The 16,022-nt window shown below is 63.3% G+C and carries 17 protein-coding genes and 1 pseudogene; 11 read left to right on the top strand and 7 right to left on the bottom strand.

What is annotated here, in order from left to right:
- The first annotated feature begins 11 nt into the window (after window positions 1–11).
- A complete protein-coding gene (locus NKJ23_RS18000) occupies window positions 12–518 on the top strand; it encodes a heme-degrading domain-containing protein (protein WP_352681464.1) in 507 nt (168 codons plus the stop codon).
- Window positions 519–693: 175 nt separating this feature from the next.
- The gene (locus NKJ23_RS17995; protein WP_352681462.1) at window positions 694–1,959 is read left to right on the top strand and encodes a glycerate kinase type-2 family protein; all 1,266 of its coding nucleotides are present in this window, start codon (window positions 694–696) and stop codon (window positions 1,957–1,959) included.
- Window position 1,960: 1 nt separating this feature from the next.
- Here NKJ23_RS17995 and NKJ23_RS17990 read toward each other — a convergent pair whose 3' ends face one another.
- The 3 genes from NKJ23_RS17990 to NKJ23_RS17980 all read right to left on the bottom strand — a co-directional run bounded on the left by NKJ23_RS17990 (window position 1,961) and on the right by NKJ23_RS17980 (window position 5,588).
- Window positions 1,961–2,683 (bottom strand): UdgX family uracil-DNA binding protein, encoded by a 723-nt coding sequence (locus NKJ23_RS17990; RefSeq protein WP_352681512.1) that lies wholly within the window; start codon window positions 2,681–2,683, stop codon window positions 1,961–1,963.
- A gap of 86 nt (window positions 2,684–2,769) precedes the next feature.
- Complete coding sequence (locus tag NKJ23_RS17985) at window positions 2,770–4,191, bottom strand: glutamine synthetase family protein (protein WP_352681460.1); 1,422 nt, start codon at window positions 4,189–4,191, stop codon at window positions 2,770–2,772.
- A gap of 14 nt (window positions 4,192–4,205) precedes the next feature.
- The gene (locus tag NKJ23_RS17980) at window positions 4,206–5,588 is read right to left on the bottom strand and encodes an aspartate aminotransferase family protein (RefSeq protein ID WP_352681458.1); all 1,383 of its coding nucleotides are present in this window, start codon (window positions 5,586–5,588) and stop codon (window positions 4,206–4,208) included.
- 157 nt (window positions 5,589–5,745) lie between these two features.
- Here NKJ23_RS17980 and NKJ23_RS17975 point away from each other — a divergent pair, with 157 nt between their 5' ends.
- Entirely contained in the window at window positions 5,746–6,201 is a 456-nt protein-coding gene (locus tag NKJ23_RS17975) for a hypothetical protein (protein ID WP_352620704.1), read from the top strand.
- A gap of 8 nt (window positions 6,202–6,209) precedes the next feature.
- Here NKJ23_RS17975 and NKJ23_RS17970 read toward each other — a convergent pair whose 3' ends face one another.
- Window positions 6,210–7,184: a WD40 repeat domain-containing protein gene (locus NKJ23_RS17970; RefSeq protein ID WP_352620706.1), complete on the bottom strand. Its 975-nt coding sequence runs from the start codon at window positions 7,182–7,184 to the stop codon at window positions 6,210–6,212.
- Window positions 7,185–7,434: 250 nt separating this feature from the next.
- Window positions 7,435–8,502, bottom strand: a complete 1,068-nt coding sequence (locus NKJ23_RS17965) for a CobW family GTP-binding protein (protein ID WP_352681455.1) — start codon at window positions 8,500–8,502, stop codon at window positions 7,435–7,437.
- 151 nt (window positions 8,503–8,653) lie between these two features.
- Between NKJ23_RS17965 and NKJ23_RS17960 the strand changes: the two are divergent.
- The 3 genes and pseudogenes from NKJ23_RS17960 to NKJ23_RS17950 form a co-directional block, all read left to right on the top strand.
- A pseudogene (locus tag NKJ23_RS17960) lies at window positions 8,654–9,181 on the top strand (peptidase associated/transthyretin-like domain-containing protein); the annotation flags it as partial.
- A gap of 33 nt (window positions 9,182–9,214) precedes the next feature.
- Window positions 9,215–9,421 (top strand): peptidase associated/transthyretin-like domain-containing protein, encoded by a 207-nt coding sequence (locus NKJ23_RS17955; RefSeq protein WP_352590981.1) that lies wholly within the window; start codon window positions 9,215–9,217, stop codon window positions 9,419–9,421.
- Window positions 9,422–9,624: 203 nt separating this feature from the next.
- Window positions 9,625–10,107, top strand: a complete 483-nt coding sequence (locus tag NKJ23_RS17950; RefSeq protein ID WP_254816029.1) for a MarR family winged helix-turn-helix transcriptional regulator — start codon at window positions 9,625–9,627, stop codon at window positions 10,105–10,107.
- Between the two features lie 2 nt (window positions 10,108–10,109).
- Here the strand turns inward: NKJ23_RS17950 and NKJ23_RS17945 are convergent, their stop codons facing one another.
- The gene (locus NKJ23_RS17945) at window positions 10,110–10,982 is read right to left on the bottom strand and encodes an AraC family transcriptional regulator (protein WP_023676242.1); all 873 of its coding nucleotides are present in this window, start codon (window positions 10,980–10,982) and stop codon (window positions 10,110–10,112) included.
- 52 nt (window positions 10,983–11,034) lie between these two features.
- Here NKJ23_RS17945 and NKJ23_RS17940 point away from each other — a divergent pair, with 52 nt between their 5' ends.
- The 5 genes from NKJ23_RS17940 to NKJ23_RS17920 all read left to right on the top strand — a co-directional run bounded on the left by NKJ23_RS17940 (window position 11,035) and on the right by NKJ23_RS17920 (window position 15,142).
- Window positions 11,035–11,442, top strand: a complete 408-nt coding sequence (locus NKJ23_RS17940) for a DUF2000 family protein (protein WP_352620712.1) — start codon at window positions 11,035–11,037, stop codon at window positions 11,440–11,442.
- Between the two features lie 197 nt (window positions 11,443–11,639).
- Window positions 11,640–12,524: a DMT family transporter gene (locus NKJ23_RS17935; protein ID WP_036238364.1), complete on the top strand. Its 885-nt coding sequence runs from the start codon at window positions 11,640–11,642 to the stop codon at window positions 12,522–12,524.
- A gap of 68 nt (window positions 12,525–12,592) precedes the next feature.
- Entirely contained in the window at window positions 12,593–13,615 is a 1,023-nt protein-coding gene (locus NKJ23_RS17930) for a LacI family DNA-binding transcriptional regulator (RefSeq protein ID WP_023676245.1), read from the top strand.
- Complete coding sequence (locus NKJ23_RS17925) at window positions 13,612–14,592, top strand: 2-hydroxyacid dehydrogenase (protein ID WP_023676246.1); 981 nt, start codon at window positions 13,612–13,614, stop codon at window positions 14,590–14,592. The genes NKJ23_RS17930 and NKJ23_RS17925 overlap by 4 nt, the downstream gene beginning before the upstream one ends.
- Before the next feature lie 154 nt (window positions 14,593–14,746).
- The gene (locus NKJ23_RS17920) at window positions 14,747–15,142 is read left to right on the top strand and encodes a hypothetical protein (protein ID WP_031211664.1); all 396 of its coding nucleotides are present in this window, start codon (window positions 14,747–14,749) and stop codon (window positions 15,140–15,142) included.
- A 14-nt stretch (window positions 15,143–15,156) separates the two neighbouring features.
- Here the strand turns inward: NKJ23_RS17920 and NKJ23_RS17915 are convergent, their stop codons facing one another.
- The gene (locus NKJ23_RS17915) at window positions 15,157–15,930 is read right to left on the bottom strand and encodes a gamma-glutamyl-gamma-aminobutyrate hydrolase family protein (RefSeq protein WP_352681452.1); all 774 of its coding nucleotides are present in this window, start codon (window positions 15,928–15,930) and stop codon (window positions 15,157–15,159) included.
- Between the last annotated feature and the right edge of the window lie 92 nt (window positions 15,931–16,022).

Here is a 16,022-nt window from a genome sequence, read left to right as displayed (position 1 = left end):
AGGGGAACGACATGGCCGTTGCGGACGACATCGCTCTGATCAAGAAACAGGAAGCCACGCTTGTCTTTTCGGCCTTCGATGAAGCCGTCGCCTTCGAGATCGGCTCGGCGATCCGCGACCGGGCTCTCAAGGAAAACCTGCCGATCATCGTCGATATCAGAACTTTCGACCGGCCGCTGTTCTATGCGGCAATGCCCGGCTCGAACGCCTCCAATCCGGACTGGGCGCGGCGCAAGATCAACGTCGTGCGGCGGTTCCTGAAAAGCACCTACCGCATTGTGCTGGAGCAGCAGCGCCCCGACCGCAGCTTCAAGCCCGGCGAGGGGCTGGACGTTGCCGACTATGTGCTGGCCGGTGGCGGCTTTCCCATCACTGTCAAGGGCGCTGGCGTCATCGGCGTGATCGCCATCTCCGGTCTACCGGAGCGCCAGGACCACGGAGTGGTCGTCGATACGCTGTGTAGCTACTTGGGCGTCGATAGCCAGGAGTTGGTCCTGCCGCCGGAAGCAACATCGTGACGTTGGCGCTGCCCCTCATCCGCCTGCCGGCACCTTCTCCCCGCGTAGTGACGGGGAGAAGGGAAACGCTCCAACGCTGGCGATCCCCTCTCCCCGTCTCTATACGGGGAGAGGGTAAGGGTGAGGGGCAGTGCAAACGCCGCAGAAGCTCGCACAGCGTCCGTGGTAGCTCAGTATGACCGCGCTCGATCCCAAGTCCTTTCTCATTTCGATCTTCAACGCCGCCGTTGCCGCCGCCGATCCCCAGAGGACGATCAAGGATCATTTGCCCGCAAGGCCGAAGGGACGGACGATCGTGATCGGTGCAGGAAAAGGCTCGGCGCAGATGGCGGCGGCTTTCGAGAAAGTGTGGGACCGGCCGATCGAAGGTTTGGTCGTCACCCGCTACGGCTATGGCGCGGCCTGCCGGCGCATCGAGATCATCGAGGCGGCGCATCCGGTGCCGGATGCCGCGGGGCTGGAGGCCTCGCGACGGCTGCTCGAAAAGGTCCAGGGACTGACTGCGGACGACCTCGTCGTGGCGCTCATTTCGGGCGGCGGCTCGGCGCTGCTGCCGTCACCTGCCGAAGGTCTGACGCTGGCCGATGAGGTCGCTGTCAACGAGGCGCTGCTCGCCTCCGGCGCGCCGATCGCCGCGATGAACACCATCCGCAAACATGTTTCCACGATCAAGGGCGGCAGGCTGGCGGCCGCCGCCTATCCAGCCACGGTGGTGTCGCTGGTGGTCTCCGACATTCCGGGCGATAATCCGGCGCTGGTCGCTTCCGGCCCGACCGTTCCCGATTCCGGCAGCCGCGAAGATGCATTAGCGTCTATCGCCGCCTATGACATGAAACTACCGGCTTCAGTGATGGCGCACATCAATTCGCCGGCCGCCGATGCACCGCGCGTCGATGATCCGCGTTTTTCGCGCAACGAGGTACATCTGATCGCCTCGGCCGGCGTATCGCTGGAAGCGGCTGCGGCCGAAGCCAGGTACCAAGGTATCGAAGCGGTCATTCTCTCCGATTCCATCGAGGGCGAGGCGCGTGAGGTCGGCGGCGTCCACGCTGCAATCGCGCGCGAAGTGGCGACGCGCAACCGGCCATTCGCAAAACCGGTGCTGATCCTGTCGGGCGGCGAGACGACCGTGACCTTGCGCGCGAAAGGCAAAGGCGGCCGCAACTCGGAATTCCTGCTCGCCTTCGCCATTGGGGTCAGCGGCATGGCGGGCGTCCACGCACTGGCCGCCGACACCGACGGCATTGACGGTTCGGAAGACAATGCCGGCGCCTTCGCCGACGGCTCGACAGTGTCGCGGATGCACAAGGCGGGCGTCGATGCCAAGGCCATGCTTGCCGGCAACAACGCCTGGACGGCATTCAATGCCGTAGATGACCTTTTCGTACCCGGTCCGACCGGCACAAACGTCAACGATCTCCGGGCGATATTGATCAAATAGCTCAGGCGGCCATCAGCTTTTTCACCGCTCTTATATCCTGCAGGAACCGGTCGCGTTCTGCCTGCTTGTCCGCCGGCTCGCGAATGCGCAGGATGAAGGACGGGTGGATGGTGACGAAGACACGCAAGCCATCGTCGCGCTCCACGACGGCCCCGCGCATCTTCATGATCGGCACCACCTTGCCAAGCAGCGCCTGCGCCGCCGTTGCGCCGAGCGCCACCGCCAGATTGGGCTTGATCAGATCGATTTCCTTGTCGAGCCACCAGCGGCAAGCCTGCACCTCGCCGGCGTTCGGCTTGGAGTGGATGCGCCGCTTGCCGCGCGGCTCGAACTTGAAATGCTTGACCGCGTTGGTGACGTAGACTTTCAGCCGATCGACGCCGGCATCGTCCAGGATCGCGTCGAACACCTTGCCCGCCGGACCGACGAAGGGCTTGCCCGCCAGGTCCTCCTGGTCGCCCGGCTGTTCGCCGACGAAGATCACCTTAGCTTTATCAGGGCCCTCACCGAACACGGTCTGCGTGGCGTCGTGCCATAGCGGACAGCGGCGGCAGATCTTGGCCGTTTCGCGCAGTTCAGGAATCGTCCTGGCGTCGATTTCTGTCGTTTCCGGAGACTTGCTTGCAGGCAAGCGTCTTGCCTGCACTTTGGCATGGTGCGGCGTCGGGGTTGTCTGCATCCTGGCGATCATGACTAAGGCGGCCTTGCTCGCTCCTGCAATCAGACACGCAATGAGCAAAGCCCGCCGAAGGTTCCGTTGAAATTATTCCGCATGGGCCTTCACCGGCGGATGGCCGACGATGTGATGCCCTACACCTCGTGCAGATAGAGGTGATAATCCAGTTCGCTGACCGTGCGCGCCACGCGCAGATATTCCGACTGCTTGATCGCCACGAACGTCCGGTGCAGGTCTTCGCCCAATGCGCCCTTGAGGAAGGTCGACGCCCTTGCCGCCTCGATCGCGGCACGCCAGTCGACCGGCATCGTCGTGCGCGTGACGGCCGATTCGTAGCCATTGCCGGTGGTTTCGGGACCGGGATCGAGGCCTTCGTCGAGGCCTTTGACGACACCGGCCAGCACCGTTGCTGCCACCAGATAAGGATTCGCGTCGACGCCCGATGGCCGGTGCTCGATGCGGCGGTTCTTGGCATCGCCGGCCGGCACACGCAGTGCCACCGAACGGTTGTTGACGCCCCAGGTCGGCGCCACCGGCGCATAGGATTGCGAGACGAAGCGCCGCCATGAATTGGCATGCGGCGCGAAGACCAGCATCGATTCCGCCATCGTCTGGATCAGTCCGCCGAGGCCGCGCAGCAGCGGCAGCGACCAGCTTTCGCCGCCGATTTCGGCAAAGATATTCTTGCCGGCATCGTCCAGCAGCGAGACATGAAAATGCATGCCCGCGCCGGCATATTTCTCGATCGGCTTGGCCATGAAGCAAGCGGTGACACCATGACGGCGCGCCTGCGCCCGCACCAGTCGCTTGAGCATCACGAGATCGTCGGCCGCCCGCATCACATCCTTGCGGTAGTTGAGCGTCAGCTCGTACTGGCCGGGCGCATATTCCGAGATGACCGTCTCGGCCGGGATGCCTTGCACCTTGGCTGCGGCGTAGATGTCGGAAAACAGCGGCTCCATGCCGTGCAGATGGTCGACGGAATAGACCTCCGTCTTGGCCGAGCGGCGTCCGTCAAGCACCGCGTGCGCCGGCTGCACCTTGCCTTCGGCATCGCGCTCGTTGGCGAGCAGGAAGAATTCGAGCTCGAAGGCGCCGGCCGGATGCAGGCCCTTGGCCGCGAGGATGTCTACCTGGCGGGCGAGTGCCAGCCGCGGGTCGGACGACATCGGCTGGCCATCGAGATGGTACATCGCCATCAGCACCTGGCCGCGCGGCGGCTGGGTGCCGAACAGCGGCACCAGTGTGCCGGAGATCGGCCACGCCCGCAGGTCGCCGTCGCCCGTCGTCCAGATCAGCCCGGTCTCGTGAACATCCTCGCCGGTGATGTCGAGGCCGAGGATCGAGATCGGCATGTGCCGGCCCCCCTCGAAGATGCTCATCAACTCATGCCGGCGCACGATCTTGCCGCGCCCGACGCCATTGGCGTCGGTCAGCACGATGTCGAACGCTTCGATCTCGGGATGAGCGTCGAGAAAGGCCTGCGCCTCGGCGGGCGTCGAGCCCGAAGGGGATGCCGTGACCAGGTTCAAACTTTGCTTGGGCGCTTGTTTCATGCCGCAAGCTTGTCTCACGCCGTAAGCTTTGCCGCAACCGCGCCGAAAGCAGTGATCAGCCGGTTCACCTGGGCGGCGCTGGTCGCAGGAGAGATCAGCATCATGTTGTGGAAGGGTGCGATCAGCACGCCGCGATTGACCAGCGCGACATGGATTGCCGCCTCGAGCTCCGGCACGTGCGCAGCTTCCGCTTCGCCGCCGTTCCTCAGCGGGCCCGGCGCGCAGATGAACTCGACACGGGCACCGACGCGAGCAACATGCCAGGGCAGACGATAGCGATCGATGACGGCGGTCAGCCCGGCGTCGAGCCGCCGCGCCAGATGGTCCATATGGCTGTAGTTCTCGTCGGTCATGACGTATTCGAGCGTGGCGCGCATCGCTGCGAATTGCAGCGGATTGGCCGACAGCGTTGTCCCCATGCCGGAGTAGCCGGGCTCTTTCCGGCTGATATAAGCGGCATAGCGGGCCGCAACGTCTTCGCTCATGCCCCAGACGCTCGCCGGTACGCCGCCGGCAATCGGCTTGCCCAGCACGAACAGGTCCGGCTCCAGCCCGTATTTGCTTGTATAGCCGCCGGGACCGGTCGAGATTGTATGCGTCTCGTCGATTAGAAGCAGCGTGCCGGTCGCACGGGTGAGACGCCGCAAGCCATCATGAAAGCCGGCTTCGGGCAGCACCATGCAGGAATTGGTCAGCACCGGCTCGGCGATGACGCAGGCGACATCGTTGCCCCGGAGTGCCGCGTCGAGCGCCGGCAGATCGTTGAACTCGACGACATCAGTCGCTCGCGTCAGGTCGCGGAACTCGCCGGCCAGTCCCGGTCGATTCACCGCTTTCCCGGCGACCAGCCGCACCATCGTCTCGTCGACCGAGCCATGATAGCAGCCGTTGAAGACCAGGATCTTCTCCCGGCCGGTAACGGCGCGGGCAACCCGCAGCGCGAAGCGGTTGGCATCGGTCGCGGTCGTCGCGATCTGCCACGACAGCAAACCGAAGCGCTGCTGCAGCAACGGCCCGATGGCGAGCGCGTTCTCGGCAGGCAGCATGTAGGTCAGGCCGCGTCCGGCCTGCCGGCGGATGGCGCGGGCGACGGGCGGCGGCGAATGACCGAACATCGAACCGGTGTCGCCAAGGCAGAAATCGTCGAGCCGGTTGCCGTCGATATCTCTGATGATGGCGCCCCTGGCACTATCGACGAGGATCGGGAATGGCGTCGGCCAGTCGTTCATCCAATGCATCGGCACGCCGCCGAAGAAGCCGGGCAGGCCATTGCCGATTTTCGCCATCGATTTTGGCCGCGCCCGGCGGAAGACTTCTGCCTCGGTCGCGCGCAACTCGACGATCCGGGCCGGGCCGATGCCGCCGATGCAAGTCTTTGAATGGTTCATGACGTTCATGGCGGCCCTCTCAGTCGCACTTTAGACAATCGGCATCCGCCACCGCAATTGGCCGGGCGGCTGCCCTGTGTTGGGTCAGCGGTCATTTGAATGAAAACAGGCGCTTGACCGCGAGCCGCCTTCGGGCGCCAATGGTACTTCGGCTGGAGGGCATAAGATGGTGCGGGCGATCGTCTGCGCAGCAACGCTGCTGTCGTCGGTTGGTGCGGCTCTGGCGTCCGGCGGCATCTGGTGTTCCGCCGAGGATGCAGCCGTCAAATTTCAGGTCGGTGCCGGGATCACCAGAGGCATGGGCGGGCCGACCTTCAATTTTAGCGGCGAGCTCGAGATTCTGGGCAGGCCGGCTGGCGACAGTCTGCGCGAGACATTGTTCGAGGATCAGAACCTCACGCAATATTGGCTCGACAACAAGGAATTGCGGCTGCTCGTCTACCACGAACGGCAGGTCGAAAACGCCTACGGCTATGTCGAACTGGCGATCCTGACCAAGGCCAGCGAGGAAGGCGTCTATGACGGTCGCTATTTGCTCTCAATCTATGATGTAACGGCCGATGCCGAAAAGGACGGCAAGCAGGCTGAATTGACCGGCAAAGTATCTTGCGGAGCCGAGTAAGTAACAGGCTACGCCGAAATATCGATGACGCCGCAGTCGCCCGCAGCGCTGCCAAAGGCGACGCGGCGCTCTTCCTTGTCCCACATCATCGAAGTGACGGCGCCCTTGCCCGGCCGGCGCAACAGCACTTCCTTGGCGTCGGCGAAGCGCACCGCCATCACCATCCCGTCATCATAGCCGATAGCAACGACGTCCTGGCTCGGGTGGCAGGCGACCGTGGTCACCATGGAGCTGCCGCGCGCGCCGAGTTCCAGCGGCGCCTTGCCCATCGGCCCGTCTTTGCCGGAAAACGGCCAGACGATCGCCGCCGGCGCGCCGGAACTCGCCAGCCATTTGCCCTTGGCGCTCCACGACAGGCTTTTCACCTTGCCGGGGTAGCCGGACATGCGCATGTGCTTGCCGTCGGCGAGCTTCCAGCCATGCAGCGCGTTTTCCTGCATTGTGGTGACGACGAAGCCTCCGTCCGGCGAGAAAGCGATGCCGGTGTGGGCGCCGGCCCATTCGAGCTCGACCGGCTTGCCGTCGGCAGCCGGGAAGTGCAGCGTCGCGCCATTGTAGCGGGCAACGCCGAAGCGCATGCCCTTGGGCGAGAAGGCAAGCCCCTCGACCGAGCGCGGATGCGAGAATTCCCTGGTCTTGCCGTCGGCAAAGCGCACATAGGCAATCTTGCCCGAAGCATAGGCAACAGCGCCTTGCGGCCCGGCGGCGACGCTGGTTATCCATTTTTTGCCTGCGGTCGCCAATTCCGTTGTATTGCCGCCTGGGGTCACGGCAAAGATCCTGCCGTCCTCACCACCGGTGATCAGTCGGTCGTTTGCCGCATCATGGAAGGCGGCGAGCATTCCGTCATTGGCCTGCACCGCCTTGTGGCCGTGGTCGAGCCGATGGATTGTGCCGTCGGCCAGCGCAAAATGCGGCACGTCGCCGAGAAACACGGCGGCGAGGCAGTGGCCTTCGAGATCGAGCGGGGCGACTGTCGGCATGAGAGATCATTCCGTTCGAGATTTCTGCTTGTCATCTAACCCTGCCGAGCTGTCGGCGAGGCTCCGCCTTCTCCCCTTGTGGGAGAAGGTGGATTGGCGCGCAGCGCCAAGACGGAAGAGGGGTGCTGGACGGAGTGCCGTCCTTGCCAAGCTGGAACACCCCTCATCCGACCGAGCTTTCGCTCGGCCACCTTCTCCCACAAGGGGAGAAGGAGAGAAGGGGCAGCGCTAGCGCTATAAAGTCCGGAAATCAAGCGGCCTGGCAGGCCTCGAAGCTTGTCTTCAGTCGCTCGGCGTCGAGTTCGCGGCCGATGAACACCAGCCGGCTCTCGTGCTTCTCGTCGTCCTTCCAGGCGCGCTGGTGGTCGCCCTCGATGATCATGTGCACACCCTGGATGACATAGCGCTCGTCATCGCCTTTCAGCGCAATGATCCCTTTCAGCCGCAGGATGTTCGGGCCTTCCATCTGGGTGATCTTCTCGATCCACGGGAAGAACTTTTTCGGGTCCATCTCGCCGCCGCGCAGCGACACCGACTGCACAGTCACGTCATGGATGTCGGAAGGGTGCGCATGATGATGCCCGTCATGATCGTGGTGATCATGGCCGTCGTGATCATGGTGATGGTGGTCATGATCATGATCGTGATGGTCGTGATCGTCATGCGCCTCGAGGAAGTGCGGATCGTTCTCCAGCGCCCGGGACAGGTCGAACGCACCGCGATCGAGCACCTCGGACAGCGCCACGCTGGCGCGTGTGGTGCGATGGATTCGTGCCGCCGGGTTGATGGCGCGGATCGTCGCCTCCACCTTGCTCAGCTCTTCGGGGGTGACCAGATCGGTCTTGTTGAGTACGACGACATCGGCAAAGGCGATCTGGTCCTCGGCCTCTCGGGAATCCTTCAGACGCAGCGGCAGGTGCTTGGCGTCGACCAGCGCCACCACCGCATCGAGCTTGGTCTTGGAACGCACGTCGTCGTCCATGAAGAAGGTCTGCGCCACCGGCACGGGATCGGCGAGGCCAGTGGTCTCGACGAGGATGGCGTCGAAGCGGCCAGGCCTGCGCATCAGGCCTTCGACGACGCGGATCAGGTCGCCGCGCACGGTGCAGCAGACGCAGCCATTGTTCATCTCGTAGATTTCCTCGTCGGATTCCACGATCAGCTCGTTGTCGATGCCGATCTCGCCGAATTCATTGACGATGACGGCGTAGCGCTTGCCATGGTTTTCCGAAAGGATGCGGTTGAGCAGTGTCGTCTTGCCGGCGCCGAGATAGCCGGTGAGGACGGTTACGGGGATCTGCGTCTGTGCGTCGCTCATATTGTGCCTCGAATAGGGATTGTCGGCTCCATATAGGATGTGTGCTCGGTTTTTGCACGAGGCAAACCGGTGGGCCAAAGAGGGGCTGGTATTGCCGAACTTTCCTCACATTACCGAACTTTCATTGGCGCCGCCTGACAGCGGGCCCTAGATAGGCGGGGTCATTTGCGGAGCTGTTCGCGTTGAAGAGGCGCCAGATGTCCGACAAGTCGTTGCCACTAAGCCGTCGGCAGGCGCTCGGTCTCGTTGCGGTTACCGCTGGCGGCATATTCCTGCCCGCCGGTGCAAGGGCCGGGCAGGTTTCGCCCTATGCCGGGCTTGCTTTGTTCGAAGCCGGTGCCGGCGTCTGCGCCATCACGCCCGAGGTCACCGAAGGGCCGTTCTATTTCGACCCGAAGCTCGAACGCGCCGATATCACCGAGGGCAAGAAGGGCATCGGCCTCAATGTGCGGCTGCAAATCGTCGACGCCGCCTGCCGCCGCTTCCCGGCGCACGCGTCGATATCTGGCATTGCGACGCCCAAGGCAGCTATTCCGGCTATCCCGGACAGGGCGACGGGCAGGATATCGACACGTCCGGCCAGAGCTTTCTCCGCGGCTGGCAGAGAACCGATGAAAGCGGCATCGCTTCTTTCGCCACCATCTATCCCGGCTGGTATCGCGGCCGCACCACCCACATCCATTTCAAGATCTTCCCCGACGACCGCTCGGTGATGACCGGCCAGATGTTCTTCCCCGACAGCCTCAGCGAGCAGATATTCGCCACCGTCGCGCCTTATAAAGATCGCCCCGGCAAACGCGATACATCGAACGCGCGGGACGGCATTGCGCGGCAGGCCGGGCCGCTGTCGCAGGCAGCGCTGCGGGAAATGGCGGACGCCTATCAGGCGTTGATGGTGGTCGCGGTGAAAGCCGGTTGAGAACACCTCGTCACGTCCCCATCCAGCCATTGCGGAAAGTCGTTTGTCATCTAACTGAAATAAACATCTGGCATTAGCCACGGCGAACACCGCGAAGCTTGCCGGCAAAGCTATTTTCCGAGCCGGAATGTTTTCGATCGTCATTGCCAATCGGCGGCCTGCTTCTATGCTGTCCGCTCCGGTTCGGCCGAGGAGGGATGAGCATGGCCAAGGCGGACAAGACTGCAACAATGAGCCGGCTGCATTCGGCGGCGCGGCTGGCGCGCACGGCGCTCGCCGCCCGGCTTCTGGCGCATGGTTTCTATGCCGGCCAGGACCAGATCATGCTGGCGCTCGACCGCGAGGACGGGCAGACGCCCGGCAACCTTGCCGGCCGCCTCGGCGTGCGTCCGCCGACCATCACCAAGACCATCAACCGGCTGCAGGCGCAGGGCTTTCTGGAGAAGCGGGCCTCGTCCGCCGATGCCCGCCAGGCGCATATTTTCCTCACCGACACCGGCCGCGAAATCATCCACGCCATCGAGAAGTCGGTGAAGAAGACCGAAAAGCAGGCATTGAAGGGTCTCGACAAGAAGGATCAGAAAGCGCTGTTCAAGCTGCTTGCCCGCGTCGAGGCGAACCTGTCGAACGGCGAAATGGTGCTCCCAGATGACGAACTGGATATCGAGGACAAGATGCTTGAATAAGGTCACGCATTCGCCGCTGACGGCCGTCGCGTCAGTGCCGACCAGCGTCCCGGTGTGACGCCGAACGCCTTTTTGAAATGCCGATTGAAATGGCTTTGGTCACTGAAGCCGGCTGCGATGGCGATTTGCGCCAGTGGCTCGTCGGCTTCGATCATCCGACGGGCTCGTTGAAGCCGGCGCATCAACAGGAACCGGTGCGGGCTGGTGGAGAAGGTGGCGCGGAAATGCCGCGACAGGGCATAACGGTCCAATCCGGTTATCGCCTCCAATTCATCCGAACGTACGATCCGCGCGACATTTTCCTCCAGATAGTCGCGCGCCAGGCTGGCGGCGCGCCACGCAGTTTTCGCTACCGGTTTCGTCGGCTGACCGGCGTGCCGGGCCAAGCTTTGCATAAGCTGCGTCATGAAATCGACGACAAACAGCTCGTCCAGTTCCTGATTCAACGGCCCGAGCGCCGAAAGCAGCGTCGCCCGGAGATCGCGGTCTGTCACCACGGCATTCCCGACGAATGGTAGTGATCCGCCGCCGAGACAATCGAGCATCAGGGACGGCTCCAAATAGAGCATTCTGTATCGCAAGCCGTCTTCGGTGCCGGCACCGCCATCGTGCAGTTCGTCGGGATGAAGGATAATGATCTGGCCAGGCAGGCTCTGATGCGTTTGGCCGCGATAGCGGAAGCGCTGCACGCCATAAAGCGTCACCCCGATCGCATAGGTGTCGTGGCGATGGAGATCGAAGGCATTGCCGTGGAACCGGGCCTCGATGCGTTCCATCCCGGCAGCACCGGGTGCCGGTACGATGCAGTTCTCGGCTGCATCCACGCACAAACGTCCAAGACCCTGAAAGGCTTCCCGGTCTAGATCGTGCGCCATCGCTTCACTCGCAGCCTCGGATTGGCCCCCTTTTCGGATTGGAAACTGTCGCATGTTCGATACGAAATTTGCAATCGTGCTCAAGGATGATCTTCCCGTCTGGCAAAAGCTCAATGTCACCGCCTTTCTGACCAGCGGCATCGTCGCGCAATTTCCCGACATTATCGGCCACCCCTACCGTGATCGCGCCGGCAATATCTACAACCCGCTGTCGATCCAGCCGGTCATCGTGCTTTCGGCGGACGGCCAGACGCTCGGCGCGATCCAGCGGCGGGCGCTGGAGCGTGGTGTGACGGTTTCGCTCTATGTCGAGGATATGTTTTCGACCGGGTATGATCTGGCCAACCGCGCCGTCTTTGCCGAATTTGCGCCGGAGGATGCCAAGGTGGTCGGCATCGCGCTTCGCGCCGAAAAGAAGCTCGTCGACAAGATCACCAAGGGCGCCCGCATGCACGCCTGAGTCGTCGGCCACTAGGTCGGCCACTGGGAAACAAACTGAGCCTGTCGGCGGCTGTCGTTGTGCCAGACTGTTTTGGCTTGCCCGCAGGCGACAATTGCCGCATTGGTGAGGGACCGCCTTGCTTCCCGTCCGGCCTGAAATTGAATGCTCCCCCAAGACAAGACGAAAGCGCGACATCGCCGGCGGCGATCCTGTGCATGCTTTCCGTCTATGTGTTTTTCACCTTCCTCGACACCAGCAGCAAGTACCTTGTGCTGGCCGGCGTCTCGGCGCTGATCGTCGCCTGGACCCGCTTCGCGGTCCATGTGCTGATCGTCGGCGTCTTTCTGCACGGATGGCGTGAGCCGCTGCGCTTTCGTCCCGCCAACCTGCCGGCGCATCTCACGCGCGGTCTGCTCCTGTTCGGATCGACGATATGCAACATTCTCGCGCTGCGGACGCTGCAGCTGGCGGAAACCACCTCGATCTACTTCTTCGGCCCGATGGTGATCACCGCGCTTGCCGGTCCGTTGCTAGGGGAATGGGCCGGCTGGCGGCGTTGGCTGGCGATCATGAGCGGCTTTGTCGGCGTCCTCATCATCACCCGGCCGGGCATCGGGGTTTTTGGCGTCGGCCATCTCTTTGCGCTCGGCTCGATGCTATCGAACAGTTTCTACGTCATCATGACGCGCCGCATGTCGGCGACGGAAACCTCGGAAAGCCTCATCCTGTTTTCGGCGCTGGCGCCGGCCGTGCTGCTGCTGCCGACACTGCCGTTTTCGCTTTCGTTGCCGCAGGATGGCTGGCACTGGTTCATATTGCTGATGCTGGGCGTCTTCGGCGCCATCGGCCATTGGCTTCTTGTGCAGGCCTATCGCCTTGCCACCACCACGGCCCTGGCCCCCTATCCCTATTCGCAGATGATCTGGATGATCATCTCCGGCCTGATCGTCTTCAACCAGTTTCCCGACCGCTGGACGCTGGCCGGTGCGACAGTCATCGTCGCCAGCGGCCTCTACATCGTCCACCGCGAGCACCGGCTTCGTGTGCGCAACCGCGCGACGCTGGACGCGGAGGCGGAAGCGCTGGCAAAAAAACTTTGATTTGCGCGGGATCGATGGCATAAGAGCCGGCCTTTAAACAGTTTAAATTGCTTCGGGAGCGCAGGGCGCTGGCACAGAAGATCAAGCTTTCCACCATCGCGGATGCGCTCGGCGTGTCCACGGCCACGGTCTCGCTGGCCTTGCGCGACAGCCCGCTGGTCGCCGGCGGCACCCGCGACCGCATCAAGGAACATGCCCGCGCCATCGGCTATATCTACAACCGCCGCGCCGCCAGCCTGCGCACCTCGCGCTCAGGCATAGTCGGCGTCGTCGTCCACGACATCATGAACCCGTTCTTTGCCGAGATATTGCGTTCGATCGAGAGCGAACTCGACCGCAGCCGGCAAACCTTCATCCTGTCGAACCACTACGACCAACTCGAGAAACAACGCACCTTCATCGACACGCTTCTGCAGCTCGGCGCTGACGGCGTCATCATGTCGCCGGCCATCGGCACACCGCCCGAAGACATAATCATGGCCGAGGAGAACGGTCTCCCGGCAGTGCTGATTGCACGCACCGTCGAAGGTGCCGACGTGCCGGTGTTTCGCGGCGACGATGCCTATGGCACCGGGCTTGCTACCAATCATCTGATCTCGCTTGGCCACAAGCGCATCGCAATGATCGGCGGTACCGACCAGACCTCGACCGGCCGCGACCGCTATCAGGGATATGTCAACGCCATGGAGGCGGCAGGGCTTGAGGTCAGGCCGTCCTGGCGCATCGCCGGCCCACGCACCAAGCAGGCCGGCTTCGAGGCCGCCGGGCAGTTCCTGGCGCTGAAGGACAGGCCGACCGCGGCCTGCTGCTGGAACGACCTCGTCGCCATCGGCCTGATGAACGGCATTGCGCGCGCCGGGCTGGTGCCGGGCATCGACATCTCTGTTACCGGCTATGACGACCTCGAGGAGGCGGCGATCGCGACGCCTGCGCTAACCACCGTCTGGAACGGCCAGCGCGAGGTTGGCCGCCGCGCCGCCAGCGCGCTGCTCGACAAACTCAACGGACAGACGGTGCGGCCGTCGCAGGAACTGATCAAGCCGGAACTGCATGTGCGCCAGTCGACCGGCAAACCGGTGGAACGTGCATGACAAAAACCAAACAGCAAGCTGTCGCCATTCTGGTGCCGGGCCAGTTCAACGATCATGCGGTCGGCCGCATCGACGGGGTGTTCAGCCGCGTCCGGATCGAACGCGCCGATCCGTCGCTGGTCACCGACGAGATGCGCCTTACGGTGCGCGGCATAGCCGCCTTTGGCGGCATAAGCGCCGCGTTGATGGACGCGCTGCCAAAGCTCGAGATTATCGCCAATTTCGGCGTCGGCTATGATTCGGTCGATGTCCGCCACGCCGCACGGCGCGGCATCATGGTCACCAACACACCGGATGTGCTGACCGAAGAGGTCGCCGATACGGCGCTCGGCCTGTTGATCAATACCATCCGCGAACTGCCGCGCGCCGAGGCCTGGCTACGCGACGGAAGCTGGCTGCGCAACGGCAACTATCCGCTGAGCCGGCTGACCTTGCGCGGGCGCCAAGTCGGTATCTTTGGCATGGGCCGCATCGGCCTCGCCATTGCCCGCAGGCTCGACGCTTTTGGGCTGCCCATTGCCTATCACAACCGGCGCCGCGTCGAAGGCCTGTCCTATGACTATCACCCGACGCTGAAAGGTCTCGCCGAGGCGGTCGACACACTGATCTCGGTGGCGCCCGGCGGGGCTTCGACGGAAAAGGCCGTCAATGCCGAAATTCTCTCGGCTCTTGGGCGGAACGGCGTCTTTGTCAACATCGGCCGGGGCAGCACGGTCGACGAACCAGCCCTTGCCGCCGCACTTGCCAGCGGCAGCATCGCCGCTGCCGGGCTAGACGTCTTTGCCGACGAGCCGAATGTGCCAGCGGCGTTGCTTGCCGCGCCCAACACCTCGCTTTTGCCACATGTCGGCTCGGCCTCGCAGCACACCCGCCGCGCCATGGCGGACCTGTGCGTCGAAAATCTGGTCTCGTGGTTTTCGCAGCGCAAGGCGCTGACGCCGGTGCCGGAGACGGCAAATGTCAAGGCAAGGCCGTAAGCGGGCTGCCATATCTATTAACTTCAGCTTAACCCTTCGGAATCATTCTGGTCCCTTCGCAGTGTCTGTCCGCCTGACAGGACATGACAGCAAGAGGAAGCGCGCCTCCCTGATCTCTTCGAACCGGCGCGCTTGAAATGCGCGGAGAACCAGGATGAAGACGCTTCCTGCATTGATGGCTGTCGCTGTACTGTTCGGCAGCGCCCAACTGTTTTACGCCGGTAGCGGTGAAAGCCGTGCGGCCAGTGAGTCACCGCCTTCATCCGGCAACTACAGGCTGGTAGCCCATGGCGACGAGGGGTCTTGTGCGGTCAGCCGCGGCGCCGAGATTTCGCAAGGCCTGTCGCTGTTGACGGTCGCAGCAAATTGCCGCCGGGTGTTGCCCGGCGTGGAGCAGGCGAAGTTCTGGCGAGAGCAGGATGACGGCACGGTCACCCTCAGCGCCAACGGCACCGATCCGATCGTCATGTTCTCAGTCGCCGACGGCGATGGTTACGAATCCTACGCGCCGGCGCTGCCGCTGCTGACGCTGGCGTCGGCCGGCAACTAGCGAGCGCGGCAGGACTATTCCGCGGCTGCGCGCGCACCCGATTTCGCCGCCTGATGCAGACGTACAGCATCGCCGAAGGCGCGAAATATCTTTACCGAGATACTGTCCGATTTGACCCAGTATTCGGGATGCCACTGGACGCCGACGGCGAAAGCCCGTGCATCGCGCACCGAAACCGCCTCGACGGTGCCGTCGGCGGCGACCGCTTCGACCTGCAGCTTTGGGCCAAGTCGGCCGATGGCCTGGCGATGCACCGAATTGACCATGATGTCGCCGGCGCCGAAGACCCCGGCCAAGCAGCTGCCGGGTTTTATCGCCACGCTCTGGCGGATGGCGAAGCGTTCGTCCTGATTGTCGCTTGCCGGCGCACGATGATCGAGCGAACCGGCGCGTTCCTGGATTTCGGTGGCCAGCGTGCCACCCAGCGCCACATTCATCTCCTGGATGCCGCGGCAGATGGCGAGCAATGGCACCCCGCGCTCCACCGCCCGGCGGATCAGCGGCAACGTCGTCGCGTCGCGGGCGGGGTCGTAGGGACCATTGGCTTCACTGGCGTCACCGGCATAGAGCGAGGGATGAACGTTGGACTTCGAACCGGTGACCATGACGCCGTCGACGGCGGAAAGCAGTTCGTCGAAGTCGAGCCGGTCGCCGAAGGACGGTACCAGCAGCGGGAACACGCCTGCACCCGAAAGCGCCGCTTCGAGATATTGCTGTGGCGCGGCATGCCAGGTGTAATTGTCGAACTGGCGGACATCGGTCGATACGGCGACGAGCGGCTGGTGCATTTGGTCCGGATCCCATCGGGTGCAACGAATTATCTGCCTGCAAAATAGGCGATCCGAAGGCGCATTTCCATGGCAAGTTTCGGCGTGTCGCG

Source organism: Mesorhizobium sp. M0184, assembly GCF_040322215.1.
GTDB lineage: Bacteria > Pseudomonadota > Alphaproteobacteria > Rhizobiales > Rhizobiaceae > Mesorhizobium.
Note: the sequence above shows the minus strand (reverse complement) of the source record. Positions and strands in the feature narration are given on the sequence as shown.

What these genes read in the sequence shown, in the direction of transcription:
- NKJ23_RS18000 (WP_352681464.1), top strand. Translation starts at nt 12, where the DNA reads ATGGCCGTTGCGGACGACATCGCTCTGATCAAGAAACAGGAAGCCACG.
- NKJ23_RS17995 (WP_352681462.1), top strand. Translation starts at nt 694, where the DNA reads ATGACCGCGCTCGATCCCAAGTCCTTTCTCATTTCGATCTTCAACGCC.
- NKJ23_RS17985 (WP_352681460.1), bottom strand. Translation starts at nt 4,191, where the DNA reads ATGAAACAAGCGCCCAAGCAAAGTTTGAACCTGGTCACGGCATCCCCT.
- NKJ23_RS17980 (WP_352681458.1), bottom strand. Translation starts at nt 5,588, where the DNA reads ATGAACGTCATGAACCATTCAAAGACTTGCATCGGCGGCATCGGCCCG.
- NKJ23_RS17975 (WP_352620704.1), top strand. Translation starts at nt 5,746, where the DNA reads ATGGTGCGGGCGATCGTCTGCGCAGCAACGCTGCTGTCGTCGGTTGGT.
- NKJ23_RS17970 (WP_352620706.1), bottom strand. Translation starts at nt 7,184, where the DNA reads ATGCCGACAGTCGCCCCGCTCGATCTCGAAGGCCACTGCCTCGCCGCC.
- NKJ23_RS17965 (WP_352681455.1), bottom strand. Translation starts at nt 8,502, where the DNA reads ATGAGCGACGCACAGACGCAGATCCCCGTAACCGTCCTCACCGGCTAT.
- NKJ23_RS17955 (WP_352590981.1), top strand. Translation starts at nt 9,215, where the DNA reads ATGACCGGCCAGATGTTCTTCCCCGACAGCCTCAGCGAGCAGATATTC.
- NKJ23_RS17950 (WP_254816029.1), top strand. Translation starts at nt 9,625, where the DNA reads ATGGCCAAGGCGGACAAGACTGCAACAATGAGCCGGCTGCATTCGGCG.
- NKJ23_RS17945 (WP_023676242.1), bottom strand. Translation starts at nt 10,982, where the DNA reads ATGGCGCACGATCTAGACCGGGAAGCCTTTCAGGGTCTTGGACGTTTG.
- NKJ23_RS17940 (WP_352620712.1), top strand. Translation starts at nt 11,035, where the DNA reads ATGTTCGATACGAAATTTGCAATCGTGCTCAAGGATGATCTTCCCGTC.
- NKJ23_RS17935 (WP_036238364.1), top strand. Translation starts at nt 11,640, where the DNA reads ATGCTTTCCGTCTATGTGTTTTTCACCTTCCTCGACACCAGCAGCAAG.
- NKJ23_RS17925 (WP_023676246.1), top strand. Translation starts at nt 13,612, where the DNA reads ATGACAAAAACCAAACAGCAAGCTGTCGCCATTCTGGTGCCGGGCCAG.
- NKJ23_RS17920 (WP_031211664.1), top strand. Translation starts at nt 14,747, where the DNA reads ATGAAGACGCTTCCTGCATTGATGGCTGTCGCTGTACTGTTCGGCAGC.
- NKJ23_RS17915 (WP_352681452.1), bottom strand. Translation starts at nt 15,930, where the DNA reads ATGCACCAGCCGCTCGTCGCCGTATCGACCGATGTCCGCCAGTTCGAC.